Annotated in this window: 23 protein-coding genes; 7 read left to right on the forward strand and 16 right to left on the reverse strand. The window is 59.5% G+C overall.

The window, feature by feature from the left end:
• Window positions 1–57 precede the first annotated feature (57 nt).
• The 5 genes from pstA to IRY30_RS08515 form a co-directional block, all read right to left on the reverse strand.
• The gene (pstA, locus tag IRY30_RS08495) at window positions 58–969 is read right to left on the reverse strand and encodes a phosphate ABC transporter permease PstA (RefSeq protein ID WP_194557009.1); all 912 of its coding nucleotides are present in this window, start codon (window positions 967–969) and stop codon (window positions 58–60) included.
• Window positions 970–981: 12 nt separating this feature from the next.
• Window positions 982–2,049, reverse strand: a complete 1,068-nt coding sequence (gene pstC, locus IRY30_RS08500) for a phosphate ABC transporter permease subunit PstC (protein ID WP_194557010.1) — start codon at window positions 2,047–2,049, stop codon at window positions 982–984.
• A gap of 146 nt (window positions 2,050–2,195) precedes the next feature.
• Complete coding sequence (gene pstS / locus IRY30_RS08505; RefSeq protein WP_194557011.1) at window positions 2,196–3,305, reverse strand: phosphate ABC transporter substrate-binding protein PstS; 1,110 nt, start codon at window positions 3,303–3,305, stop codon at window positions 2,196–2,198.
• Between the two features lie 494 nt (window positions 3,306–3,799).
• Complete coding sequence (gene mshD, locus IRY30_RS08510; RefSeq protein WP_194557012.1) at window positions 3,800–4,837, reverse strand: mycothiol synthase; 1,038 nt, start codon at window positions 4,835–4,837, stop codon at window positions 3,800–3,802.
• 3 nt (window positions 4,838–4,840) lie between these two features.
• On the reverse strand, window positions 4,841–5,524 hold the full coding sequence (locus IRY30_RS08515; protein WP_194557013.1) for a winged helix-turn-helix transcriptional regulator: 684 nt from the start codon (window positions 5,522–5,524) through the stop codon (window positions 4,841–4,843).
• A 193-nt stretch (window positions 5,525–5,717) separates the two neighbouring features.
• On the opposite strand from IRY30_RS08515, the gene IRY30_RS08520 reads away from it, so the two are divergent.
• Together IRY30_RS08520 and IRY30_RS08525 are read left to right on the forward strand one after the other, a co-directional pair.
• Entirely contained in the window at window positions 5,718–6,482 is a 765-nt protein-coding gene (locus IRY30_RS08520; RefSeq protein ID WP_288814501.1) for an LmeA family phospholipid-binding protein, read from the forward strand.
• 53 nt (window positions 6,483–6,535) lie between these two features.
• Window positions 6,536–7,171 (forward strand): heme-binding beta-barrel domain-containing protein, encoded by a 636-nt coding sequence (locus tag IRY30_RS08525; RefSeq protein ID WP_194557015.1) that lies wholly within the window; start codon window positions 6,536–6,538, stop codon window positions 7,169–7,171.
• Here IRY30_RS08525 and IRY30_RS08530 read toward each other — a convergent pair.
• Window positions 7,168–8,073 carry an aminodeoxychorismate lyase gene (locus IRY30_RS08530; RefSeq protein WP_194557016.1) on the reverse strand — a complete coding sequence of 302 codons (906 nt, stop codon included), beginning with the start codon at window positions 8,071–8,073 and terminating at the stop codon, window positions 7,168–7,170. The genes IRY30_RS08525 and IRY30_RS08530 overlap by 4 nt on opposite strands.
• Before the next feature lie 103 nt (window positions 8,074–8,176).
• Between IRY30_RS08530 and ygfZ the strand changes: the two genes are divergently transcribed.
• Both ygfZ and IRY30_RS08540 read left to right on the forward strand, forming a co-directional pair.
• Window positions 8,177–9,373, forward strand: a complete 1,197-nt coding sequence (gene ygfZ, locus IRY30_RS08535) for a CAF17-like 4Fe-4S cluster assembly/insertion protein YgfZ (protein ID WP_194557017.1) — start codon at window positions 8,177–8,179, stop codon at window positions 9,371–9,373.
• A 199-nt stretch (window positions 9,374–9,572) separates the two neighbouring features.
• Window positions 9,573–9,776: a DUF3073 domain-containing protein gene (locus tag IRY30_RS08540; protein ID WP_194557018.1), complete on the forward strand. Its 204-nt coding sequence runs from the start codon at window positions 9,573–9,575 to the stop codon at window positions 9,774–9,776.
• A gap of 60 nt (window positions 9,777–9,836) precedes the next feature.
• Here IRY30_RS08540 and purM read toward each other — a convergent pair whose 3' ends face one another.
• From purM to IRY30_RS08555, 3 genes are all read right to left on the reverse strand, one after another.
• Window positions 9,837–10,907, reverse strand: coding sequence for a phosphoribosylformylglycinamidine cyclo-ligase (gene purM / locus IRY30_RS08545; RefSeq protein WP_194557019.1), 1,071 nt, complete (start codon window positions 10,905–10,907; stop codon window positions 9,837–9,839).
• Window positions 10,908–11,008: 101 nt separating this feature from the next.
• A complete protein-coding gene (gene purF / locus IRY30_RS08550) occupies window positions 11,009–12,568 on the reverse strand; it encodes an amidophosphoribosyltransferase (RefSeq protein WP_194557235.1) in 1,560 nt (519 codons plus the stop codon).
• 138 nt (window positions 12,569–12,706) lie between these two features.
• On the reverse strand, window positions 12,707–13,096 hold the full coding sequence (locus IRY30_RS08555) for a sterol carrier family protein (protein WP_194557020.1): 390 nt from the start codon (window positions 13,094–13,096) through the stop codon (window positions 12,707–12,709).
• Window positions 13,097–13,202: 106 nt separating this feature from the next.
• Here IRY30_RS08555 and IRY30_RS08560 point away from each other — a divergent pair, with 106 nt between their 5' ends.
• The 3 genes from IRY30_RS08560 (at window position 13,203) to IRY30_RS08570 (ending at window position 15,212) form a co-directional block, all read left to right on the forward strand.
• Window positions 13,203–14,240: an acyl-CoA thioesterase gene (locus IRY30_RS08560; RefSeq protein WP_374708527.1), complete on the forward strand. Its 1,038-nt coding sequence runs from the start codon at window positions 13,203–13,205 to the stop codon at window positions 14,238–14,240.
• A gap of 85 nt (window positions 14,241–14,325) precedes the next feature.
• A complete protein-coding gene (locus IRY30_RS08565) occupies window positions 14,326–14,997 on the forward strand; it encodes a hypothetical protein (protein WP_194557021.1) in 672 nt (223 codons plus the stop codon).
• Window positions 14,997–15,212: a hypothetical protein gene (locus IRY30_RS08570; RefSeq protein WP_194557022.1), complete on the forward strand. Its 216-nt coding sequence runs from the start codon at window positions 14,997–14,999 to the stop codon at window positions 15,210–15,212. The genes IRY30_RS08565 and IRY30_RS08570 overlap by 1 nt, the downstream gene beginning before the upstream one ends.
• A gap of 95 nt (window positions 15,213–15,307) precedes the next feature.
• Here the strand turns inward: IRY30_RS08570 and purL are convergent, their stop codons facing one another.
• The 7 genes from purL to purB form a co-directional block, all read right to left on the reverse strand.
• Complete coding sequence (gene purL, locus IRY30_RS08575) at window positions 15,308–17,893, reverse strand: phosphoribosylformylglycinamidine synthase subunit PurL (protein WP_194557023.1); 2,586 nt, start codon at window positions 17,891–17,893, stop codon at window positions 15,308–15,310.
• Between the two features lie 96 nt (window positions 17,894–17,989).
• Window positions 17,990–18,664 (reverse strand): phosphoribosylformylglycinamidine synthase subunit PurQ, encoded by a 675-nt coding sequence (gene purQ / locus IRY30_RS08580; RefSeq protein ID WP_194557024.1) that lies wholly within the window; start codon window positions 18,662–18,664, stop codon window positions 17,990–17,992.
• Window positions 18,665–18,931, reverse strand: a complete 267-nt coding sequence (gene purS / locus IRY30_RS08585) for a phosphoribosylformylglycinamidine synthase subunit PurS (protein WP_194557025.1) — start codon at window positions 18,929–18,931, stop codon at window positions 18,665–18,667.
• 111 nt (window positions 18,932–19,042) lie between these two features.
• A complete protein-coding gene (locus IRY30_RS08590) occupies window positions 19,043–19,765 on the reverse strand; it encodes a DUF2334 domain-containing protein (RefSeq protein ID WP_228503331.1) in 723 nt (240 codons plus the stop codon).
• A gap of 94 nt (window positions 19,766–19,859) precedes the next feature.
• Complete coding sequence (locus IRY30_RS08595) at window positions 19,860–22,040, reverse strand: S9 family peptidase (RefSeq protein ID WP_194557026.1); 2,181 nt, start codon at window positions 22,038–22,040, stop codon at window positions 19,860–19,862.
• 33 nt (window positions 22,041–22,073) lie between these two features.
• The gene (locus IRY30_RS08600) at window positions 22,074–22,967 is read right to left on the reverse strand and encodes a phosphoribosylaminoimidazolesuccinocarboxamide synthase (protein WP_194557027.1); all 894 of its coding nucleotides are present in this window, start codon (window positions 22,965–22,967) and stop codon (window positions 22,074–22,076) included.
• Window positions 22,968–23,078: 111 nt separating this feature from the next.
• A complete protein-coding gene (gene purB, locus IRY30_RS08605) occupies window positions 23,079–24,518 on the reverse strand; it encodes an adenylosuccinate lyase (RefSeq protein ID WP_194557028.1) in 1,440 nt (479 codons plus the stop codon).
• Window positions 24,519–24,550 lie beyond the last annotated feature (32 nt).

The raw sequence follows: 24,550 nt of genomic DNA on the forward strand, positions 1-24,550 counted from the left end.
GATGAATTCCTTCTCCTTGAAGTGGTGACTGTGAGTTAACTGAAGTGAAACCGGCTATTAGACCTTGACCGAGAAGCGCTTGGAGACAAGACGCGCGCCGATCATCAATGCAGCCACCAAGATAACCAGGGTGAGAGCTGCGCCCCAGATGCGTTCCAGCACGGCTGGGTTGTTACCCGCGCGGTACATCTGCAGCATGAACAGTGGAAGCGAGTTCTGGTTGCCCTCGAAGACATTCCAGTTGATTGCTGGGGTGGAACCCACGAGGATCAGCACTGGTGCGGACTCGCCCATCACGCGGGCAACAGCCAGCATGATGCCGGTCACGATGCCGGACAGAGCGGTTGGCAGAACGATCTTCAGGATGGTCTTCCACTTTGGAACACCCAGTGCGAAGGAAGCTTCGCGCAGATCCATTGGAACGATGCGAAGCATTTCCTCGGTGTTTCGCACGATGATTGGAACCATCAGAAGCACCAGGGCCAGTGCCACGGCGAAGCCGGAGCGGTCGAACCCGAGAGTGGTCACCCACATTGCGTAGACGAACAGGGCAGCGACGATGGAAGGCACACCCGAGAGGATGTCCACCATGAAGGTGGTGATACGTCCCAGGAAGTTGCCGTTGGCGTATTCCACCAGGTACACAGCGGTGAAGACACCGATGGGCACGGAGATCAGGGAGGTGATGATCACCTGGGCGAGGGTACCGATGATGGCGTGGACAATACCGCCACCTGCGGTGTTGTTTGGCTGGCCGGTCATGTCGAACATCCACCAGTCAGCGGAGAGCAGGACAGGCAGGCCCTTGATGAGCACCGTTGCCAGCACCCAGATCAGTGGGGCCAGAGCAATGATGATGGACAGGTAGATGATGCCGGATGCGATCTTGTCCTTGGCCTTACGGGCGCCGGAGATATCGTCGAACATTTCGTTCTTCTTGGTCTTGCTTGCTGCTACTGCGTTTGTCATCTCTTCGATCTCCTAAGAATTCTTCGAGACGACTGCGCGGGCAGCTGCGTTCACCACGAAGGTGAGCACGAACAGCACCAGGCCAGCGGCGATGTAGGCGCCGGCCTTGAGGTCGTCATTAAATTCGGGGGCTGCGTTTGCAATCGCCGTAGCGAAGGTCGTGCCACCATCCATGAGGGATCCGCGGAAACCTGGGGAGGATGCAACAACCATGTAGAGCGCCATCGTCTCACCGAGTGCCCGGCCGAGGCCGAGCATGCTGCCGGAGATGTAGCCAGACAGACCGAATGGAAGCACGGTCATGCGAACAACTTCCCAACGGGTAGCACCCAGTGCGAGCGCTGCCTCAACCTGACCCTTTGGAGTCTGCACGAAGACCTCACGGGAGGTAGCTGCGATAACCGGCAGGATCATGATTGCCAGCACCACGCCACCGGTGAAGATGTTGCGGCTGGTTGAGAAGGATGGGGAAGAAGAAGGATCGAAGTTGAAGAGGAAGAATCCTCCGGCCCAACCGGAAATCCATTCGAAGAACGGGCCGAGCGCTGGGCCGAGCACCTGGATACCCCAGATGCCGAACACGATGGAAGGCACTGCTGCCAGCAGGTCAACGAGGAAGCCCAGTGGCTTGATCAGTGACTTAGGGCAGTAGTTGGACAGGAAAACTGCCACGCCGAGTGCAACTGGCATCGCGATCAGAAGTGCCACGATTGAAACCAGCACGGTGGTGAAGAAGAGGTTCGGAATACCGAACTGCATCGAGCCACCATCATTTGCAGCGTAGTTGGTGTTCCAACGATCGCCGTAGGTGAAGAAGCTGAAGAGTCCGTCGCGCAGGCGATCCATTGCGGGAACTGCACGGATGATGAGGAACAGAGCGATCAGGGCAATGATGACCGAAATCAGGATTGCCGATCCCTTTGCGAGGGCTTCGAAAATCAGATCGCCGGGGCGCTTAGCGTTGCTGCCGCTTTCACCCGAACGCTGACTATTTTCTGGTTCGCTGCGCGCAACAGTGGGCGCGGAGGTTGCCGTGAGGTTAGGTTCTACCTCAACCCCAGAGTTATTGGCATTTGCCATGTGAGTTGTCCTTTTAAGAAATTTGTTCCGCGTAGTGCCGAACAATGTGCAACATGGGCATGGAATTCACACTGGAACCCCCGAACGTTGTGTCCATTCGGGGGTTCTCAATTAAAGATGTAGTGAGACCTTAGAAAAGGAAGGTCTTACTGCAGTGCGTCAACAGCAGTTTCGAGCTTCTTCTTGAAGTCGCCGTCCACTGGGATGTAGCCCTGCTCTTCGAGCTTCTCGTCCTGGTTCTCCAGGATGGTGTACATGAGGTTCTTGACCAGCTTGGCGGTGTCACCCTCGTAGCCCTTGGAGCAAACGATTTCGTAGGTGGTCAGAACCAGTGGGTACTGGTTCTCGCCCTTCTCGGCGTAGAGCTTCTTGGAGTCAACAACCAGGTTGTTGCCCTCGCCCTTGAACTCTGCAGCGGAAAGTGCAGCGTTCACGTTCTCAGCGTTCAGCTCAACGGGGCCTGCACCGAAGTCGATGTTGGCGATTCCGAGCTGGTCGCGCTCCTTGGCGAAGCCGGACTCAACGTAGGTGATTGCACCCTGGGTTGCAGCAACCTGGTCAGCAACACCGGTGGAGCCGTTAGCGCCAGCGCCGGTGCCGGTTGGGAATGCCTTGCCCTCGTCGGTCCAGATGTCACCAGCGGAAGCGGTCAGGAACTTCTGGAAGTTGTCAGAGGTACCGGACTCATCGGAGCGGTAAACCACAGCGATGTTCTGGTCAGGAAGCTCGACGCCCTCGTTGGTGGCAGCGATGGCTTCATCGTTCCAGTTCTTGATCTCGCCCTTGAAGATCTTGGCGACGGTCTTGGTGTCCAGGTTCAGCTTGTCTACACCATCAAGGTTGTAGGCAACTGCCACTGGGCCGATGACCATTGGGAGGTGCCATGCTTCGTTTCCGCCACAGCGCTTAGCTGCAGCTTCAACCTGCTCGTCCTTCAGTGCGGAGTCAGAACCAGCGAAATCAACCTGGTTAGCGATGAACTGTTCCTGGCCAGCGCCGGAACCGGTGCCGTTGTATGCCAAGGTGGAGCCGGACGCGGAGAATGCTGGTCCGAAGACGTTCTCCATAGCGTTCTGCTGAGAGCTGGCGCCCTCGCCGCGCAGTTCTCCGGTTACGTCTGCCATTTCGTACTTGGAATCGCTTCCGCCCTCGCTGTTATCAGAGTTCTGCTCAGCGTTAGAGCAAGCAGCGAGAACAAGGGAGCTGGCGAACAAAGCAGCCGCAGCTGCGCTGGTGCGCTTAAGGTTAGACTTCACGGTATTTTTCCTCCGAAAGTAGTCAGTGTCATAAAAACGTTGTGGATTACTCGCACATCGGCTTCTACGCTTTCTTTACCAAAACAATTTTGGTGAGAGCGCGCAGTCGCCTTTGCATCAAGTAAGAATCTAACTACCCCGTATGGACTGAATTCGCACTAGGAATGAACAAAAGGTTAACGCCCTTTAATTCGCAGGTAGAACCTTGAAAAATAGATGAAAATTCCTGTGAAAACACCCCCATACCCCCGATATTTTCCCGCCAACCCGGTTCTTGAATATGCAGTTGTTCACTTTAAGTTCACCTAATAGGCCGTTTCTGAGAAACAAATAAACGCCTATGCTCTCTATTTCCAGAAAACCGCTCGCTCATTGCGGAGACCTTTATATATCCAGGAAATTCGAAAGCGTTCTAACTACACGTGCTGAGATGGAAATCCTAAAGCTGGGGGAAAGCCTAAAACGAAGGCCTCACACTTCAGCTCGCACGCCTATTACTCGGATTGCTCCGGTTGTTCGGCGGCCTCACCTCGGTAGACCACGTCCACCTGCACAATCTCAAATCCCAGGTGCTCATAGGTGGCCACTGCAGGCGCGTTATCACCCTCCACGTACAGCTCCACTGTGCCCGCGCCTGCCTCCAGCAGGGCCCCCAAGCCCACCAGAGTGATCGGGCCGCCGAGTCCCCGCCCCCTGGCTTCATCGGCCAGGCACACCACATAGACCTCGCCAACCTGCTCACCGAAGGGCTTTTCGCGCTCTTCTACCGGCAGCTTTGTCCAGTGGAAACCGAGGCAGCGCACCTCTTCTGAGACCGGATCTTTCGCCCACAGCGTCCACACGCCCTCGGGGGCAAACCAGTCTGTTTCGCGAGCAGTGCGCAACTTATCCACGCTCCATCCGCCCTGCTCAGGATGCCAAGCGAACGCTTCATTGTTGACCCGCACCCACTCCTCGTCCACAAAATCCGCCCCGAACTCCTCGGCGGCCTCTGCGTAGGTGAGCACACGTAGATCCTGCTCAGCGATCGCTCCTCGCGCCCGCTCGGTGCACTGCTCCAGCTGCTGTCGTTGCGTTGATTCAGGTGGGCATTCCACCGCCATCTTCAAAAGTTCTCTGGTTCGACGCCCACCAATCGATTCCACCAGCCGCTGCGCTGCCGGGAGGTCTCCATGCGCCCACACATCCACGGCACCCCCCAGATCTAGGTTCGCCACGACCGATTCGAGAAGCGCGCTGCCTATTCCATGGTTGCGTCGAGAAGGGGAAACGGCCAGCTCAATGGTGGAGGACGCATCCGCGCCCAGCACCCCGACCACTTCTGGGGAATCCCCGGAACCCTCGGGGGAACCCTCCAGCGCCAGGACGTGGCGGTGGCTGTGATCCTCGGAGATTCCGCGGACGAATGCCTCGCTGAGGGCGGGGATGGAATCGTGCTGGGAGACATCATCGAGAAGCCGCAGGACCCTTTCCACCAGCTCCGGGTGCGCGTAAAGGTCCTGATATTCCTGAAAAGTGACGTTGTCTTTCATGAGCTACTCCATATCCTCGGGATCAATTGCTTTGTAACCCACATTGCGCACGGTGGCAATCACGCCTTCATACTCTCGGCCCAGCTTGGCGCGGAGACGCCGAACATGCACGTCAACGGTGCGGGCGCCGCCAAAATAGTCATAACCCCACACGTCTTGCAGCAGCTGCTCCCGGCTGAACACGCGACCGGCATTCTTCACCAGGAAGTGCAGGAGCTCGAATTCCTTGTACGTGAGATCCAGCGGCTTGGCGCCGATGCGCGCCACATAGGTCACCTCGTCGACAACCAGTCGGCCAATGGCTGCGACCTGGGAATCCTCCGCCTGCTCGACAGGAACTGGGCGTCGAGAAAGAAGCAGACGCAAACGCGCATCGATCTCCACGGGCGAGGCAGTGGGCAAAATGAAGTCATCCACCGCCCACGAACTATCCAGGGCAATGAGGGATGCCTCGGCGATCGCAGCCACCACGGGGAGATCCTGATGCGCTGCCGCCACCGCGCGACAAAAATCGCGCGCGGCCAGCAGGTTGCTACCGGTGACGTCGATGATCACCACATCACTGTCACTCAGCAGACGAATGGACTTGGATTCAGCCGAAAGAAGTTCCAGCTCGTGGGAAAGCAGTGGCAACGCAGGGATCACGGAGGCGATATCTGCAGCGTGCGACACAATGGCAACTTTCACGCCGCATCCCTCCTCGCTCCCCTGCTTTCTGGCACTAACTAAAGCGGGCCCCGCAGGTAAACGAGCCCAGCCGTTCCCCCGACAATACCCAATTCGGGCTGCACTTGAGGTAAAAATTAGATTGATGAGCGCGTCGAGCAAACGGAACCGAATCCTATCCCGGATAGCAATAGGGCTGGTTATCACCTTTTTTGTGGCGGTACTGGCGGACAGCCTGGTGGCGGCCCGCACCGAACACCGGATCTCGCAGCTGCTGTACGAAGAGAGCAACCTCCCCACCCCGCCAGCCGTGGAGGTGGCCGGGTTTCCGTATGTCCGCGCGGCCTTTGATCACGAGCTGCCTTCCGTGACCGTCACCGCACAAGATATCGATGTGCCCGGCTGGGGGCTCATGAGTGTGAAGTCCTCCGCCCAGTACGTCACCGTTACTTCCGAGGACGTGTTTACCGGCACCATCGAAGATGCCCCGGCGCGCAAGGTGTTCACCCGGTTGCAGCTCGACGGAGTGAGTATCGGCCACCGCATGGAAATTGATGATCTGCTGATCCAGAACCTGGATGACATCTCTCCCCGTGGCGGCTGGGAAACCGAAGCGGTATTCGAAGGAACTCCCAAGGGATTCCGCGAGCCTGCCACGGTAGAGATGAAATTGCGCGTGGTGGAGGGGCAAGTGATCATCTCCCCGCAGAAAATCATCAAGGCTCCCACCAGCGCGGACAGCACAGGAAATCTGGTGGAGGGTGAGGAACTCTCCGAATCCACCCGCCAGGAAATCATGGATGCTTTCCGCTTGACCATTGGTGCCAAGTCCCTGCCGCTCAAGGACAAGCCCATCCGCGTGTACGTGGCCGGTGGTGGCGTGTTCATTGAATCTGAGCAGTTCTACACTTCTGTCAGCATTCAAGACCTCATGCCCAACACCCGCCCGCTCAGCGAAGACGAAGAGCCTGGACTCTAAACTCCGGGGTTCTGGCCCCAAGCCGATGAGTGCTGCGCGGTACAGTACAAGGCATGACTGAAGAATCCACCGGTCCAGTAAATCCCAACGAGGCAATCGCCCGCGCCGAAGACCGCGCACAGGGAACCAGCACCAAAAACCTGCCAGACTTCACGGACTTGCCCGTGCCTGAGGACACCGCAAACCTCCGCCTCGGCCCCAACCTGCATGATGGCCTGCTCGCCCTCCTGCCGCTGGTGGGAGTGTGGCGTGGCCAGGGTCAGGCTGCTCATCCCACCGAGGAAGAGTTCACCTTCGGCCAGCAACTGGTGTTCGCTCACGATGGCGAAAACCGTCTGCGCTATGAATCCCGCACCTGGCGGATGGATGAGGACGGCCAGCCGCTGAACACCCCGGATCGTCGCGAATCCGGTTGGCTGCGCATCAACGATGATGACGCGATCGAAATGATCATCACCCACTCCGATGGCATCGTGGAGATCCTCTACGGCAAGCCACTGACGGAACGTGCGTGGGAGCTGGAAAGCGCCTCCACCATGGTGACGGAAACCGGGCCTGCGGAATTGGGTCCAGGCAAGCGCCTGTACGGCCTCATGCCCAACAATGACTTGGGCTGGGTGGATGAGCGTCTGGTCAACGGCGAAATGGTGCCGTGGATGTCCGCGCAGTTGCAGCGCACGGTTGGCTAGCTAGTCACTGCCTCCCAAACCATTGCTTCCACCTCGGCTGCATTGCTGGGACGCTGCAGCGCTTGCCCGTCCACCTCTGTGACGGGCGCGGCTGCCCGCACCGAGGACACCAGCCACACCCCGTCTGCTTCCAGCAGATCCTCCACAGTCATCGTGCGATAAGCCACGTCCCATCCACGCTCCGCGGCAATCCGGAACAGCGCTGCCTGGCTGGTACCCGGCAATACCCCGGCCTCGATGGGCGGGGTGAGCAGCGTTTTCCCCTTCATCACGATGATGCTGGAGGTGGGCCCCTCCATGAGATGTCCCTCATCGGAGACGAAAATAACATCATCCAAATCCTTGGACTTTGCATAGCGCAGCGCAGCCATGTTGGCGGCGTAAGACAGAGTCTTGGCACCCACCAAGGCCCACGGGGAGCGCTGCGAAAGGTCGATGCGGAACCCGCGCTCTGCGGTCATGACCTTGAGCCCAGAAGTACGGGCGCGGGTGAGCTCCTCCCCCATCACGGTGATGACGATCCATCCCGTGGCCGCCCCAGTGGATTCTCGCCCGCGGGAGTACACCCAGCGCAGCGCAGCCTCATCGGATTCCGCCAACTCCCCCACCTGCGCATGGAATTGCTCCACGGCCAACTCGGTGGCGGCCAACCACAGGTCCATATCCGGAACCGGCAGGTTGAGCATCGCAGCGCTGGACAGGAAACGGCTGCGATGCAGCTCCACATTCTTCACGTGCCCATCGCGCAGCATCATGGTTTCGAATACGCCATCCCCGCGGATTGCCGCCAGGTCATCAACGAAGATCAGCGGCTGGGTGGGGTCCCACACTCGCGGTTGCTCTCCCCCGAGAACATCCACGATGATTTGGCTGGGCCGGGCATTGGGTTTTTCAAGATTCATGCTTAACAACCCTAGTGCCTGGCTTTTGCAGGCACGCAGAAAACCCGCTGCTCCGCGCACCCGCCACTAAACTCCTGGAGCTCCGAGTGGTACGAATAGAGACGTGGAAAACAACGCATCTGCCCACTTTCCCCCTCACCCAGCGAGCACCGATGGCTATCGCAGCCCCGTGCTGGAGCGTGTTCCGGGAGCCAGCAATGAAGCCGATGGCGTCACGCTTCCCGTGGCGTGGCACTACGGCAAGCCGCTGGTGGAGCAGTCCCGAGTGACACCCTCCCGCCCGGGAATCGTGGATCGCTCGGATCGCGTGGCCCTGTTGGTCAGCGGCGAAGAGGCTCTGACCTGGCTCAATACCCTCATCTCGCAAAAGGTCAACGCCATCCAACCGGGCCAGGCCACCTGGGGATTGAACCTGGATATCCAGGGCCGGGTGCTGCAACACTTCGGCATTTCGGCTCTGGATGATGGCGGTCTGCTGCTGGATGTCCCCGGTGCGCAGGCAGATGACCTCGAGAACTACCTGCGGAAGATGATCTTCTGGGCAAAGGTCACCGTGGAGCGTCTTAATCTGGCTCAGATCACCCTCGTGGGCGCGCCATTTAGTGCAGCCGGGTTGGATGGGGCGGATCAGACCAAGGGTGGCGTCGAAAAGAATGTACGCACCCGCATGCTGGGCGAGCTTCCCGTGACCGACCACTGGGTTCCGCGCGATGAGCTGCTGCAGCACTGGGATGAGCTGGCGGAAAGCGCCGAGCCCGTGGGGTTGATGGCGTACACCGCGTGGCGGATTTTGGGTAGCGAGCCGGAGCTGGGCGCGGATACCGATGAGAAGACCATTCCTCACGAGATTCCCGCGTTCCTGGGTGAGGGCGTGCACGGCGCCACCCAGAAGGAAGACATCAATGCCGGGCCAACCTCTGCGGCCGTGCACCTCAACAAGGGTTGTTATCGCGGGCAGGAAACGGTCTCTCGAGTGCACAATCTGGGGCGCTCGCCGCGGGTGTTGGTGCTGCTGCACCTCGATGGTTCCACGGGCACCCTCCCGGCAGTAGGTGCGGAACTGCAAGCCGGTGGGAAAACGGTGGGTCGGGTGGGATCCAGTGTGCACGACGCCGACTATGGCCCCATTGCACTCGGGCTCATGAAGCGCGCGGTAGTGGAAAAGCTGGCCAAGGATCCCTCCGCGGTGCCTCCATTAACCGCCGAAGGAGTGGACGCAGCGGTGGATCCAGCTGACATTCGTATCGATGATGCAGTCCGTCCGGGCCGCGAGGCGATCAACGCGCTGCGCAAAAAATAATTCACCGCGCCTGCTGCATGATCGTTGCAGGTCACTATGAGTAATTCCACCCACCCTGAAAGTGCTGGGGTGGGTTTATCAACCCTCGTTTCGGAAAACTAAGACCGCACCCGCTATGGTGTAGAGCAGGAAGAAACACACATCAGAAGAAGAGTGACCGCTCCCCGCGTCACTCCACTAAACGCAAGGGGGTCAAGCCATGGGTCGCGGCCGCGCAAAGGCAAAGCAGACTAAGGTTGCCCGTCAGTTGAAGTACAGTGCTCCAGACGTGGATTTGCAGAGGCTTCAACGGGAACTCGCAGGTGAATCCGAACCAGCTGAGCCGTCAGCAGATTCTGTGGAAGACGAGTCCCTGGACTCTGAGGATTCTGCAGACTGGAACGATTGGGATAGCAAGTACTGATCCCCGGACTAGAACCGCACTGGCATAATTGCCGGTGCGGTTTTGGCGTTGGTGGACGCTTTAAGCGCGCTTGTGCTCTCCGGTGAGGAACGCACGCTCTTCGCCTTCATTGGCGGTGCGCACCTCACCCATGCGCCAGGCATCGATGTGACGAGCGGTGAGCATGGCCAGCGCACGCTCGGCATCGTCCTCAGCCACCACGGCCACCATGCCCACGCCCATGTTGAAGGTCTTTTCCATCTCTTCCTGGTTCACCTTGCCCAGGCGAGCGATGGTGCGGAACACGGGCGCTGGGGTCCAGGTGTTGCGCTCCAGTTCGGCGGTCAGGCCTTCGGGGATCACGCGCGCCAGGTTTGCCGCGAGTCCGCCACCGGTGACGTGCGCGTAGGTGTGAACTTCGCACTCGCTAGCCAGATCCAGGCAGTCCTTGGCGTAGATGCGGGTGGGCTCCAGGAGCTCCTCGCCGAGGGTGCGGCCGAAGTCCTGCACAAAGCCATCCAGTGGCAGGTTGTTCATCTCCAGCAGCACGTGGCGCGCCAGGGAGTAACCGTTGGAGTGCAGGCCGGAGGATGCCATGGCGATCACCACGTCACCCAAGCGCACCTTGTCTGGGCCCAGCAGTTTGGACTCTTCCACCACGCCAATGGCGGTGGCGGATACGTCGTATTCGCCTTCCTTCATCAGCCCTGGGTGCTCAGCGGTCTCGCCGCCGAGCAGCGCACAACCGGCCTCTTCACAACCATCAGCGATGCCCTTGACGATGCTCGCCACGTGCTCCGGCACCACCTTGCCGATAGCGATGTAATCCTGCAGGAACAGCGGCTCTGCTCCGCACACCACCAGGTCATCCACACACATTGCCACCAGGTCGCGGCCGATGGTGTCATGCTTATCCATCGCCTGCGCCACGGCCAGCTTGGTGCCCACGCCATCGGATGCTGCGGCCAGCAGTGGCTTTTCGTACTCGCCCAGCGCGAACAGACCGGCGAATCCGCCCAAACCGCCACGCACTTCCGGCCGGGTTGCCTTCTTGGCCAGTGGGGCGAACAGCTCCACTGCCTTATCGCCGGCTTCAATGCTCACGCCAGCTGAAGCATAGGAGGCGCCTTGGGTGTTGTTCTCTTCAGTCATGTCAGTATTTTTCCAATAACTTTGTGTGTGGTCTGTGTTTCTTCGGCCCGCTGGGGTTGAGGTGGCATTTTTTCCGACGCCGCCTCTGACTCCCCTGTGTGTCACCGAGCTGGCTGCTCGACGAACTGTTCCAGGGGATCCGCGGTTTCGCAGCCCCCCACTCTCTGCTGCATTTTCCGGACGAGCTCCGCGTTGGGGTTGTTGGTGGGCATCCCCAGCGGGAAGTTTCCATCGAAGCACGCGGCACAGAGTTCATCATAGGGTTGCCGGGATGCTTCCACCATGGATTCTGTGGAGACATAGGACAGGGAATCCGCCCCGATTTCCTCACAGATGCGTGCTACGGGATCGTCCTGCTCCACGGTGTTCGCGATGAGCTCTTCCGGGGAAGCGAAGTCGATGCCATAGAAGCATGGCCACTTCACCGGTGGCGAGGCGATGCGCACGTGAACTTCTGCGGCACCGGCATCGCGCAGCATCTTGACCAGTGCACGCTGGGTGTTTCCGCGGACGATGGAATCATCCACCACGACCAGCTTCTTACCCTCAATGACGTGACGCAGGGGGTTGAGCTTCAGGCGAATACCCAGCTGGCGAATGGTCTGTGAAGGCTGGATGAAGGTACGTCCCACATAAGCGTTCTTCACCAGTCCCTGTGCGAAGGGGATGCCGGAACCCTGGGCATAACCCACAGCTGCGGGAGTGCCGGAATCCGGCACGGGGATGACCATATCGCCTTCTGCGGGAGCTTCCTTAGCTAGGCGCCGACCGATCTCCACGCGGGTCTCATTAACCGACTGGCCCTTGATGATTGAATCCGGACGAGCCAAGTACACGTACTCGAACACGCATCCCTTGGGCTGAGCCTTGGCGAAGTGCTGGGAACGCACACCGTCTTCGTTGATGACCAGCATCTCACCTGGCTCCACATCGCGCACAAATTTCGCGCCCACGATATCCAGCGCAGAGGTCTCCGAGGCAACTACCCAGCCACCGGCTTCCATCTGGCCCAGGGACAGCGGGCGGATTCCCCGCGGGTCACGCACAGCGTACAAGGTATCCCCATCGGTGAAGGTGAGGCAGAATGCTCCCTTCACCCGGGGGAACAGCTCCATCGCAGATTGCTCCAGCGGGTGATCTTCCCGGGTAGCGTGCGCGAGCAGCGAACACATCACATCAGAGTCCGAAGGCTCCTTGCGAGGATCAACGAGTCCGAGCTCTGCGGCTTCTTCCGTCAGCTCCCGGTGATTCACCAGGTTGCCGTTGTGCCCCAGAGCCACGTCAATGCTATCCGGGCTCATGCGGAACATCGGCTGGGCATTTTCCCAACCCGCTCCACCAGCGGTGGAATAACGAGTGTGGCCGATAGCCACATGCCCCTTCAAAGATTCCAGCGATTGCTCATCAAAGACCTGGCTGACAAGCCCCAGATCCTTGAACACCAATACTTGATCGCCATTACCCACGGCAATGCCCGCAGCTTCTTGGCCACGGTGCTGCAATGCGTAGAGACCGTAGTAGGTCAGTTTTGAGACATCTTCCCCCGGAGCCCACACTCCAAAGACGCCACATTCTTCCCGCGGACTATTTTCACCCAAGTCATCGTATGGCGAGCTCTGAACAGAGAGCGTGCTCACTGCTTGTTGCTCGTCGCGATTCAATTGGCTCGACCGCAGGTTTTCCCGGCTGTTCCTTTTTGCCACGGATCACAGAGTACTACCCCCTTAGGACAAACCCAACCGATCACCAAGCGGGCACTCCCCTATCGCCAGTGGGTTCCAATTGATACGCGCATCGCGTTAGGCAGAACGAAACGGCAGCAGCGGTAGATACGCCTCCACATCTTTGGCACGCGTTCCGGAGAGATCCGCGGTGGCGTCGGCCAACAAAACATCCCCCACTACAAGCCGCAACCACTCCCGCGGTGCGCACTCCACCACGTTCGGAGGGGTGCCACGCCGGTGCTCCGGGCCTGCCACGCACTGCACCGCGGCGAAGGGAGGAACGCGTACTTCCACGCTGTGACCAGGGGCGACCTCGCCAAGAACTTGGATGCTCAGGCGGACGGCGCTAGCCATTGCGGACCGAGAAGGACGCGGGGCGGACTCATCGCGCACCCAATCCAGCACTTCTGCTACCGCTTCGCGTGCCGCAGCGGAGAGTTCCACACCCGTCATGCCCTTTTTCATCCAGCCGAGCCTACTATGCGAAGTCACAAGGCGAAATCGCCTGGGGTTAGGATGGTGAGGTTCTGCGGTCAGAAGCAAGCCGCCCGGCACAGCGAAAGGTTAAACAGTGGGAGCTCACAGCGCGAAAGAGGAACAAGCGGACAATACGTCGTTTGAAACGGAGCGTTCGGCCAATGTGACCCTGCGTTTCCTCGCCGCACCCACCGATATTCTGATGGCCGGAGCCATCGGCGTGCACGGTGGCCGGGTTTTGGAGTGGATCGATAAGGCCGCATATGCCTGCGCCGTGGGATGGGCGCGCTCCTACTGCGTGACTGCTTACGTGGGGCACATTCACTTCAACCGACCCATTCCTTCCGGCCACATGGTGGAGGTGCGCAGCCGCATTGCACACACCGGGCGTTCCTCCATGCACATCGTCAACGAGGTGTTCTCCGCTGATCCGCGCGAGGGAATCTTCACCCGCGCCAGCGACTGCCTGGTGATTTTCGTGGCCATGGGCGAGGATCGCAAGCCCAAGGAAGTACCGAAATACGTGCCGGTGACCGACGAGGAAAAGCGCGTTGCCGAAGCTGCCCTTTCCCGAGTCAAGCTGCGCAAGGCCATCGAAGAGGAAATGCTCAAGCAGACCTACTCCGATGATTCCACCGCGCCCGAGCTCACCAACCGCTTCCTGGCCAAGCCCACCGACGTGAACTGGGGCGGCAACGTGCACGGCGGCACCGCAATGGAGTGGATCGACGAAGCCGCCACCGCCTGCACCATGCAGTGGTCCGGCGAGCGCACCATTGCCGTGTACGCCGGTGGCATCCGCTTCTACCGCCCCGTACAGATTGGGGATCTTGTGGAGGTCAACGCCAGGCTCATCCGTACCGATACTCGATCCATGTCCGTAATCGTTCACCTCCGAGCGGGAGACCCACGCAAGGGACGGGAAAACCTTCCCGTGGCGATCCACTCATCCTTCACATACATCGCCACGGACGTGGATGGGGATCCGCTGGCCGCGCGGCAATTTACGCCAGTCACCCAGGAGGACAAGCGCTTGGAGCAGCATGCGCGGACGCTGCGCGAACTGCGGAGTGAATACCAGCCACGTCCGCTGGTGCTGCCCGAGCGGGAAAACTACAAGCTGATTGACTAGCGGTTTCTAAACAAAACAGCTGTGCATGATTCATTTACCATTATGATTCCCTCTTGGAAAGTATCTCAATAAAAGAGGATGGTTCATGGATCAAGAAACCCAGCGTCAGTCACTCATCGCCTTCTATTTCGGGCCTACGGTTGCTACGTCTAGACCTGAGACCACTGAAGTAGTAATTGCGGCCTCTCACCGGGCATATCGAGATCTCAATCGAACGCTGACTGGCTTCGGATCCTATCGCGACCGGGAGTCGCTACGCAACGAAGTTCACGCATCAATCAGCGAATTCATCTCGACAGTAGGGGCAGTTAAAACCCAGGAAGAGTTTGATAAACAGCATCAAGATCAGTGTGAAAAGATTTGCAAGCTTTTCGAGCGAGTCGAAATCTCTAATCACACGTTCAATTTTCACCCTGGTCAAGCGCAAAAATGGCTCAACATGACGCTGAAGTACCTCGCGGTACTGGATCATCCGCAGGTTCAACGGGTTTATGAATATCTTCATGTGCCGATCGATAAATTCGTCTATGAAGCAGCTTTAAAGGAAGGCATCAAGCGCCCACTCCCCAACCCGAAAAGTTCGACTCGCAGTACCGCTTGGTCGCGCCTCACTTACAAGCAGTATTGGGATTATCAGCAAGAACTCCGAAAATTAGTGGGCCCTACTAAAGAGCACGCAACTCCTCTCGATTGGGAAGCTGCTGTTTGGGTCTCGCGAAACAATGAGAATCCCCAGACGAAAGGGAAGGCGAATTAATGAAGATGTTTGAAGCAGCTGAGTTCCCGGAATCTTTCAACAACTTGGACGAAATCCACCGATTTGTCGACGACAGCGCAAAATCTGCACAGAGCGGCGTGGGCTTTGGCGGAGGCATGATGATCGCGGACTATCAGGATAATCAGGCCTATTACCAGCCTCATGCGTACAACGGTTCTTGGCACAAGACTGATCCCGAGGGAAATCTCTACTAGTCCGAATTAAGACCCAGGTTGAAAACCGCCCCACTCCAGCATTTCTGCTGCGGCGGGGCGGTTTTCTTTCGTTCAAGCACTAAAACTCGGAGTCGCTACACCGCCGAGTTAGCCCCCACGGCGTGGGAGAACAGCGCCGGAAGAGTCGCAGTCCATACTTCGCGGAGCTCAGCCACGCTAACCGAGATATCTACGCCCGGAGTCTGTTCTTCGCCTTCGCTGACAGTGGCGCTGGCCTCTGCTGGCTGACCCAGATCCGTGGCCAATGCAGCCTGCTCGCTCATTGGGGTGCTGGGCATCGCCGCAGTGTTCAAACGCACCATTGGCTGACCCTGCTGGTCCTTGGTTCCGGTGACACCCACCCAACCTGCGGTCAGCTCTGCATCCACCAGCGCACGCATCACTTCACCGTAGTTCTCAGGGGTCACTGCCAACAGCACACGAGACGCGGTCTCGGAGAACAGAGACACGAACGCAGCTTCAGCAGCAGAACGCTGTCCACCGTTCTTCACGGTCTCGGTGAGCTCAGCGCGACGCTCATCAGTCAGCGCCTCGCCCTGACCCATTTCCTCGGCCACCAGTTCATCCATCGCAGAGATAGATTCCGCATCGCTCAGGAATGAGCTGTAGTGCATGCCCAGCAGTGGATTCACCGTCAGACCGGTGTTGGAGTTCATCGCAAACTCAGCCAGAGCCTGGGAGAGACCACCTTCAGAGAGATCATGAGCTGCAGCAATGTTGTCGCGCAGGGATGCGATGGCAGTGCCCAGCTTCTTCTCGAATCCCAGATCAACCTCTGGAGGCATTCCACCGAGAGCGTCGTGAATGGCCTGCTGCCAGATGGATCCACCCAGCTCATCCTTGGTCTCCGCACCTGCGAGGATCAGGTGGTAAGTCTGCTCATCACCCGCGGGGAGCTTCTGCGGGATACGAGTAGACACTTCATCGATGGTGCCCAGGACGGCGATTACTGGCGTCGGCAAAATAGGAACGCTGCCGGTCTGGTTGTAGAAGGACACGTTGCCACCGGTCACGGGGGTTCCAACCACAGCGCAACCATCGGCCAGGCCGCGCACCGCCTGGCTAAACTGCCACATCACGGCGGGATCTTCGGGCGAGCCGAAGTTCAGGCAATTGGAGACGGCCACGGGGGTCGCGCCGGTGACGGACACGTTGCGGTAGGCCTCAGCCAGGGCCAGCTGCGCGCCGCGGTAGGGATCCAGGCGGGTGTAGCGGCCGGAAGCGTCGGTGGCCAAAGCGATGCCGCGGCCAGTTTCCTCGTCGATACGCAGCACGCCGGCATCCGCATCCTTGGCCAACACGGTGTTGCCGCGCACGTAGCGGTCGTACTGCTCGGTGATGTACTCGCGGGAGCACAGCGCGGGGGAAGCGACCATCTTCAGCCACTGTTCGCGCAGCTCCATCACGGTGTTCGGGCGGGCCAGCTGTGGGTCTTGCTGCAGCTCGTCCTGGTCTGCAGGGCGCTCAAAGGGACGCTCATATACAGGGCCTTCCTCAGCCATGGTGCGAGGCGGCGCATCCACCACGATCTCACCCTGGTGGGCGATGGTGAGACGGCCGGACTCGTTGACATAACCGATGTCAGAAGCCGTCACCTCCCACTTTTCGCACACGGCCATGAAGGCATCCACATTATCCGGGGTAACCACTGCCATCATGCGTTCCTGGGACTCAGAGCTGAGGATCTCCGCAGCGGTCATGTTGTCCGCGCGCAGGTGCACCTTGTCTAGGTCAATGTGCATGCCGCCATCACCGGCGGATGCTAGCTCAGAGGTGGCGCAGGAAAGGCCAGCTCCACCGAGGTCCTGGATACCCACCACAACTCCAGCGTTGTAGAGCTCCAAACAGCACTCGATGAGAACCTTCTCCGCGAAGGGATCGCCCACCTGCACGGCAGGTAGCTTGCGCTCTTCGCCTTCCTCAAAGGAAGCAGAACCGAGCACGGACACGCCGCCAATACCGTCCAGGCCAGTGCTGGAACCAAAAAGAATCACGCGGTTGCCAGCACCGGATGCGAAAGCCAGCTTCAGATCCTCCACCTTCAGCGTGCCCACGCACAGGGCGTTGACCAGCGGGTTACCTGCGTAAGAGTGATCAAAGACGGTCTCGCCACCGATGTTTGGCAGGCCCAAGGAGTTGCCATAACCACCCACACCGGCCACCACACCGGGCAGAACGCGCTGGGTATCCGGCGCATCAGCTGCGCCAAAACGCAGCTGATCCATCACGGCAACTGGACGCGCGCCCATGGCCATGATGTCGCGGACAATGCCACCCACGCCGGTGGCCGCACCCTGGTAGGGCTCCACGTAAGAAGGGTGGTTGTGGGACTCCACCTTGAAGGTCACCGCATGGCCATCGCCGATGTCAATCACGCCGGCGTTCTCACCGATGCCAGCCAGCATCTTGGACTTCATTTCCTCCGTGGTGGTCTCCCCGAAATAGCGCAGGTGCACCTTGGAAGACTTGTAGGAGCAGTGCTCAGACCACATGACGGAGTACATGGCCAGCTCGGCATCGGTGGGACGACGCCCCAGGATCTCGCAGATCCGGGCGTATTCATCGTCCTTCAGGCCCAGCTCCACGTAGGGCTGTGGCGCGGTTGGGTTGTTCTGGGCATCAGCGACGGTGTCATTGTGAACCTTGTCGTTGTGAACCATGGCGTGGGTGCTCCTTTGGGCTTCAAGTCCGGTGTGTGACTCAACAGCGCTGTGTGCGGCTTGGCGGAAAGGTCCCGCGGCAGGACCTCAGAAAGATTAAGAAGAAATGAGAGAGGTCAGAACGGAGGTGAAAATGCCCAGGCCGTCGGTGGATGGCCCGGTGAGTTCCTCAATGGCGTGCTCCGGGTGTGGCATCAAGCCCACCACGCGGCCGTTTTCATTGCTGATTCCGGCGATGGAATTGCGGGAACCGTTGTGGTTGACCTGGTAGCGGAAGACCACGCGGCCTTCACCCTCCAAACGCTCCAGAGTTTCCGCATCCGCCTGGAAGCGTCCCTCGCCGTGCTTGGAAGGAACGTAAATGCTGGAGTTCTTCGCGAATCCATTGGTCCACGCGGTCTCCGTGTTTTCCACGTCCAGGTACACGTCGCGGCACACGAAGTGCAGGCCTTCATTGCGGGTCACGGCTCCGGGAAGCAATCCCGCTTCTTGGAGGATCTGGAAACCGTTGCAGATACCCAGCACGGGAACGCCTCGGTTAGCAGCTTCCACCACGGACTGCATCGCCGGAGCGATGGAGGCAATAGCACCCGCGCGCAGGTAATCGCCGTAGGAGAATCCCCCTGGGACCACCACGGCATCAACCTTCTGCAGGTCTGAATCCGCGTGCCACAGCTCCACGGGTTCTGCACCGGCGTAACGCACCGCGCGGGAAGCGTCTACGTCATCAAGGGTGCCGGGGAAAGTAATCACACCAATGCGCGCGCTCACTTATGCCTCGCCTTCGCCGGCTACCGCGCTGGCGCCTTCGATGACCACGTCGAACTCCTCAATGACAGTGTTTGCCAGCAGGGTCGCGGCGACCTTTTCCAGGTCTTCGCGAGTGACAGTTTCATCAACTTCCAGTTCGAAGCGCTTGCCCTGGCGAACGTCGGCGATGCCCTGCACCCCGATACGCCCCAGCGCGCGAACTACGGCCTGGCCTTGCGGGTCCAGGATTTCCTGCTTCGGCATAACATTGACAACGACACGGGCCATGGATTTTTCAGCTCCCAGCTGTGAGGATGAGTCCACTAAAAATGGATAAATACCCGCCTATCCTAACACCCGCCCGCGAGCCTTCACCCCCGCTGTTTTTCCGCGCGGATTTTAGGCGACTGCGAGCCGCTGCCGAGACACGTACTTGCTGTAATGCTGGGACTGATAGCCGCGATCCAGCAGCTCTTCCACGATCCGCAGCAGGTCAGATTTGGTGTTTTCCCGGTCTGCCTTACCAGCGTTGATGGACAGTCGCACATCCGCGCCGCGCTGCGCCATCCGCTCCACGGAGGCAGACACATTCCGACGCCACCACCGCGCCGCACCGAAACCATCACCGAAGGCAAGTACGCGCACATTGTGCCGTTCCCCGCTGTGTAGATCGCGGATTCCGTAGGCATCGGCCGCAGCCAGCAGGCCCTGTTGCCGTGCAGCCCTCATTGTTTCTTCCGACGCCATCCACTTATCAGGCGCGAACACCTCTGGCTCCAATCCCAGGGCAGAAAGCTGCCGACGCGACGCGGTGAGACGCAGCTGGGCCTCATGGTGACCGAGGCGGTGGAATTCCCCCTTGGTTTCCGAAGTACCCACGCGGCTGAGGCCCATACCTCCAAGTAAAAGCTCATGCTTCTGCGCGACGGATTCATGAATGAACTCCAAGGCTGCGGAATCGGCCTGCAATTTCCATTCAGGAGCTTGAGCAGTGACAACCAGCCCAGCTTTCGCCCCGATGCCGCGCAGGGCATCACGCATCGCCTCTGCGCCCACTACTGTTTCCCGCCGGATCCCCGTGATGGTGAGAAGAAGCTGCGGGGACTCGGCTGGATTCATCATGAAGAGTAGAGTGCCCCGACTACATGAACAGCGCGTGACCGAGAGTTTGCCGGAGCCCTAGTGCCGGCTGAATTCTTGGTGCTCCGGCTGGTTTTCAGCGCAGCAACTCGGTGGCACCCATGCGATCCAGCTCCCAGGCCGTCTCAAACGCGGCTTGTTCCCAGCGCTCGTAGCGTCCGCTGACTCCACCGTGCCCGGAGGTCATGTCCGTTTTGAGCAGCACATCCGCCCCTGCCACCGCGCGGAGCTTGGCCGTCCACTTTGCCGGTTCCACGTAAAGCACGCGGGTATCGTTCAGCCCACAGATCGCCAAGATTGGCGGGTAGGTCTTGTCCGCGGAGACATTGTCATAAGGCGCGTAGCTGGCCATGTAGTCATAGACTTCCACGTCCTCGTACGGGTTGCCCCATTCGTCCCACTCGGTCACCGTCAGTGGCAGCTCCGGCTTGAGCATGGTGGTGAGCGGATCCACGAAAGGAACGATTGCCTCGATACCCGCGAAGCGATCCCCCGCCTCGTTGGCGATCGCGCCCATGAGGATGCCTCCGGCCGAGCCACCTTCTGCCACCATCTGCTGCGGGGTGGTCATCCCTTCGGCGATGAGGTGGTCGGCCACATCGATGAAATCAGTGATGGTGTTGCGCTTGTGCAGCCCCTTGCCGTTGTCATACCAGGCCCGACCCATCTCTCCACCACCGCGGATGTGCACGATGGCGTACACCACTCCCCGATCCAGCATTGAAAGGCGGAAGATGGAGAAGCCGGGATCCATGCTGGCTTCATATGCGCCATAGCCGTAGAGCAGCACCGGGTTTGCCTTGCTCAGATCCACATCCGCATGGTGAATCAGCGAGACCGGGACCTGGGCGCCATCCCGCGCAGTCACCCACTCGCGCTGCGCGCGGTAGGACTCTGCGGAAAACGGGGTTCCATCCGGCGCCGGCAACACTTCTTGCTGCTTGCGGAGGATCTTCTCCCCCGTCTCCACCGAAATATCGTAGATCTGCGCTGGCTGGGTAAAGCTGGATACACCCACGCGGACCACGGGGGAATCCCATTCGGAATTACCCGTCGCGTTAACTCCCACCAGCTCTTCGGCGAACTCCACCTTCTGGAACTCCCCCAGGCTGTAGCTGTCCGGCTCCGCATTCTGTTGAAGCACCATCAGATAGAGGGTCTCCAGCGCGTTTTCACGCACCTCCAGCAGCAGGTGGTCAGAGAAGATCTCCAGGCCTTCCACACGCACGTCATCGCGGTGCGGCACCAGCACGGTGAGGTCATCCAAGCTGTTCACCTGCCCCACGGGCGCGTAGCCGATCTCCGAGTTCACGCCGTTCTTATTGTGGGTGATGAGCCAGTAGTCTTCCCCATCAATAATCCCGTGGTCAGCGCCGTATTCCACGCCGCTCTCCCGGGGTAGCAACAACTGCAGCTCGGCGGAATCATCGTGCAGATCCAGGTAGTGCATCTCAGAGGTGATCTTGGAACCGCTGAACACCACCAGGTAGCGCTCGGAGCGGGTGGTGCCCACTCCTGTCCAGAAGTGCTCATCATCCTCGCGGTAGATCAGTTCATCCTGCTCCACTGGTGTTCCCACGGTGTGCTTCCACACCTCGTGCGGCCGCCATGCCTCGTCCACGCGCTGGTAGTACAGGGTGTCATTACCCACCCACGTGGCGCCATGGGAGACTCCCGGAATTTCATCGGGCAGATCTTCCCCGGTCTGCAGGTCGCGAACTCTAAGTAGGAAGCGCTCATCACCGGTGGTGTCCGTGGAATACGCCAGACGAGTTCCATCGAGGGTCACGCTGGCTGCTCCCAGCGAGAAGAACTCATGGCCCTCGGCCTCTAGGTTGGCGTCGAAGAACACCTGTTCATTGTCCGCCGGATGCTCTGGGTGGATCTCCGGCGGCTGCCAGGAGTTGGCGTCGAGAAGAGGAATACGGCACATCTGGCCATAGGACTTACCCTCTTGCGTGCGGCCGAAGTACCAATAGTTTCCGGAGCGCACGGGCAGGGATTTATCGGTCTCTTGGACGCGCGCCTTGACCTCGCTGAAAATGGCCTTTTCCAAGGGCTTGAGGTGCGTGGTGCGAGCGGAGGTGTACTCGTTTTCCTCGCGCAGAAGTTGTTGAACTTCTGGGTTTTCCTTTTCGCGCAGCCACTCGTAATCATCGGCGAAATCCCGGCCGTGGAAGCTGCGCACATACGGCACCTTCTTGGCTACGGGTGCCGCGGGAGAGTTGGGCTGATGCTGAGGGGAATCAGAATTCATAATTGCCGATGGTAGCCCCTGCCCAATTCGGTCTTAGACGCAGCTACCGATCCAATCGGCGAAGCGCAGGCCGGAGATCTTTTCATAAGCCTCCACGTAGCGGGAACGGGTGGCTTCCACCACGGAACCTGGCAACGGTGGCGGCTGGGAACCATCCTTCGGGTTCCACCCGGACTTTGAGCTGGTCAGCCAGTTGCGCACGTACTGCTTGTCAAAGCTGGGCTGAACCTTACCCTCCTTGTAGCCCTCGAGAGGCCAGTAGCGGGAGGAATCCGGGGTGAGAACCTCATCTGCCAGCACCAATTTGCCCTCGGCATCCAGGCCGAACTCGAACTTGGTATCTGCCAGGATGACTCCGCGCTCCTCACAGAGAGCCGCTGCCTTGGAGTAGATGTCCAAGGTTGCCTGGCGAATCTCGTTGGCACGCTCCTCGCCCAGCACCTTCACCACCTGCTGGAAGGTGACGTTTTCATCGTGGTCACCGATTTCCGCCTTGGTTGCTGGGGTGAAGATTGGTTCGGGAAGCTTCGACGCCTCCGTCAACCCCTCCGGAAGCTCAATTCCGCACACTGTGCCGGACTCTTGGTACTCCTTGAGGCCGGATCCGGTGAGGTAGCCACGAGCCACGCATTCGAAGGGCAGCATGTCCAGCTTCTGGCAGACCATGGCGCGGCCCAATACGGATGGGGGGATCCGGTCATCATCGAGGCCGCCAGCCAGGTGGTTGGGGAAATCGATCTGTTCGAAGAAGTATGAGCTCATCGCGGTGAGCACTCGGCCCTTATCCGGGATCTCGGTTTCAAGCACGAAGTCATAAGCACTGATGCGGTCAGTGACCACCATGAGGAGAGTTTGCTTATCGATTTCGTAGATTTCGCGCACCTTACCTGCGGAAAGGTGTTCGTATGTACAAAGTTCCGGACGCATGGGTAGCAATAGTAGCCCTGTCTGTGTCCGTTGACTATTTGGTACCAATTTGGTGCAAAATCGGGTGATCCGGCGCACTTTCACCCCGGTAATTCCGGGGTGCGAATCAGGCTAGAGAATCTCGCTGGGAGTGTACTGCGCGGCCTTGCGGTGGCGGTTCACAAATTCATTGACGCGCAGCAGCACTGCCTCTACCTGGGATTCCGCAGCACCAATGAAAGCCTGGCGATCCACGAGAGCGTTCTCCAGATCTTCCTTGCTCATCGGCAGGCGGTCATCCGCAGCCAGGCGCTCCAGCAGATCTTGGTCTCCGCCGTTTTCGCGCATGTTCAATGCCACGGCTACGGCGTGCTCCTTGATCAGCTCGTGCGCGGTTTCCCGGCCCACGCCCGCACGCACGGCAGCCATGAGGATGCGGGTGGTGGCCAAGAACGGGAGGTAGCGGTCCAGCTCGCGCTCGATCATCGCGGGGAATGCGCCGAACTCATCCAAAACGGTGAGGAAGGTTTCGCACATGCCATCAAAGGTGAAGAAGGCATCCGGCAGGGCCACGCGGCGCACCACAGAGCAGAACACGTCTCCTTCGTTCCACTGCGCGCCAGCCAGGTCAGCGGTCATGGTGAGGTATCCGCGCAGCAGAACCTGCATGCCGCCCACGCGCTCGCAGGAGCGGGCGTTCATCTTGTGTGGCATGGCGGAGGATCCCACCTGCCCCTCCTTGAAGCCTTCCGTCACCGTTTCATTACCGGCCATCAAGCGGATGGTCATGGAGAGCGAACTCATGGCAGCACCCAGTTCCACCAGGGCGGAGATTGCATCGAAATCCAGGGTGCGCGGGTAGACCTGCCCCACGGAGTCAAACACCTGGTTGAAGCCCAGGTTGTCCGCCACGGAGCGCTCCAGAGAAGCGAGCTTGTCCTCGTTTCCACCCACCAGATCCAGCATGTCCTGCGCCGTTCCCATGGGGCCCTTGATGCCGCGCAGCGGGTAGCGGCTGAGCAGATCCTGCACGCGGTTGAGGCCCACCATGAGCTCATCTGCCGCTGAGGCGAATCGCTTGCCCAGCGTGGTGGCCTGCGCTGCCACGTTGTGGGAGCGTCCTGCCATCACCAGCGTTTGGTACTGCCCGGCGCGCGTGCCAATGCGGTTGAGCACCGCGATGGCCCGGTCGCGTGCCAGCTGCAGGGAACGGTAGATCTGCAACTGTTCCACGTTCTCGGTGAGATCGCGGGATGTCATGCCCTTGTGGATGTGCTCGTGGCCTGCCAGCGCGTTGAATTCCTCAATGCGGGCTTTCACGTCATGCCGCGTGACCTTTTCCCGTTCCGCGATGGAATCCAGATCAACCTGCTCTAGCACGTCCTGATATGCGCTGATGGCCTCAAGAGGCACATCCACACCCAGCTCACGCTGTGCCTGCATGACGGAGATCCAGAGCTCGCGCTCCATGATGATCTTGTTCTCCGGAGACCAGATATTGGTCATCTCTGCGGAGGCATAGCGGTTGGCAAGGACGTTGGAAATCTTCTTCTTTGGCTGCACGTTGGCCATTATCCCATAACGCCCCACCACTCGGTTATCCG

The organism is Corynebacterium suicordis DSM 45110 (genome assembly GCF_015351405.1).
Taxonomy (GTDB): Bacteria; Actinomycetota; Actinomycetes; order Mycobacteriales; family Mycobacteriaceae; genus Corynebacterium; species Corynebacterium suicordis.

What these genes read in the sequence shown, in the direction of transcription:
- IRY30_RS08555 (WP_194557020.1), bottom strand. Translation starts at nt 13,096, where the DNA reads ATGAAAAAGGGCATGACGGGTGTGGAACTCTCCGCTGCGGCACGCGAA.
- purB (WP_194557028.1), bottom strand. Translation starts at nt 24,518, where the DNA reads ATGGCCAACGTGCAGCCAAAGAAGAAGATTTCCAACGTCCTTGCCAAC.
- purL (WP_194557023.1), bottom strand. Translation starts at nt 17,893, where the DNA reads ATGGTTCACAACGACAAGGTTCACAATGACACCGTCGCTGATGCCCAG.
- mshD (WP_194557012.1), bottom strand. Translation starts at nt 4,837, where the DNA reads ATGAAAGACAACGTCACTTTTCAGGAATATCAGGACCTTTACGCGCAC.
- IRY30_RS08570 (WP_194557022.1), top strand. Translation starts at nt 14,997, where the DNA reads ATGAAGATGTTTGAAGCAGCTGAGTTCCCGGAATCTTTCAACAACTTG.
- purS (WP_194557025.1), bottom strand. Translation starts at nt 18,931, where the DNA reads ATGGCCCGTGTCGTTGTCAATGTTATGCCGAAGCAGGAAATCCTGGAC.
- purM (WP_194557019.1), bottom strand. Translation starts at nt 10,907, where the DNA reads ATGACTGAAGAGAACAACACCCAAGGCGCCTCCTATGCTTCAGCTGGC.
- IRY30_RS08590 (WP_228503331.1), bottom strand. Translation starts at nt 19,765, where the DNA reads ATGATGAATCCAGCCGAGTCCCCGCAGCTTCTTCTCACCATCACGGGG.
- pstC (WP_194557010.1), bottom strand. Translation starts at nt 2,049, where the DNA reads ATGGCAAATGCCAATAACTCTGGGGTTGAGGTAGAACCTAACCTCACG.
- IRY30_RS08540 (WP_194557018.1), top strand. Translation starts at nt 9,573, where the DNA reads ATGGGTCGCGGCCGCGCAAAGGCAAAGCAGACTAAGGTTGCCCGTCAG.
- pstA (WP_194557009.1), bottom strand. Translation starts at nt 969, where the DNA reads ATGACAAACGCAGTAGCAGCAAGCAAGACCAAGAAGAACGAAATGTTC.
- IRY30_RS08525 (WP_194557015.1), top strand. Translation starts at nt 6,536, where the DNA reads ATGACTGAAGAATCCACCGGTCCAGTAAATCCCAACGAGGCAATCGCC.
- IRY30_RS08600 (WP_194557027.1), bottom strand. Translation starts at nt 22,967, where the DNA reads ATGCGTCCGGAACTTTGTACATACGAACACCTTTCCGCAGGTAAGGTG.
- IRY30_RS08565 (WP_194557021.1), top strand. Translation starts at nt 14,326, where the DNA reads ATGGATCAAGAAACCCAGCGTCAGTCACTCATCGCCTTCTATTTCGGG.
- IRY30_RS08595 (WP_194557026.1), bottom strand. Translation starts at nt 22,040, where the DNA reads ATGAATTCTGATTCCCCTCAGCATCAGCCCAACTCTCCCGCGGCACCC.
- IRY30_RS08530 (WP_194557016.1), bottom strand. Translation starts at nt 8,073, where the DNA reads ATGAATCTTGAAAAACCCAATGCCCGGCCCAGCCAAATCATCGTGGAT.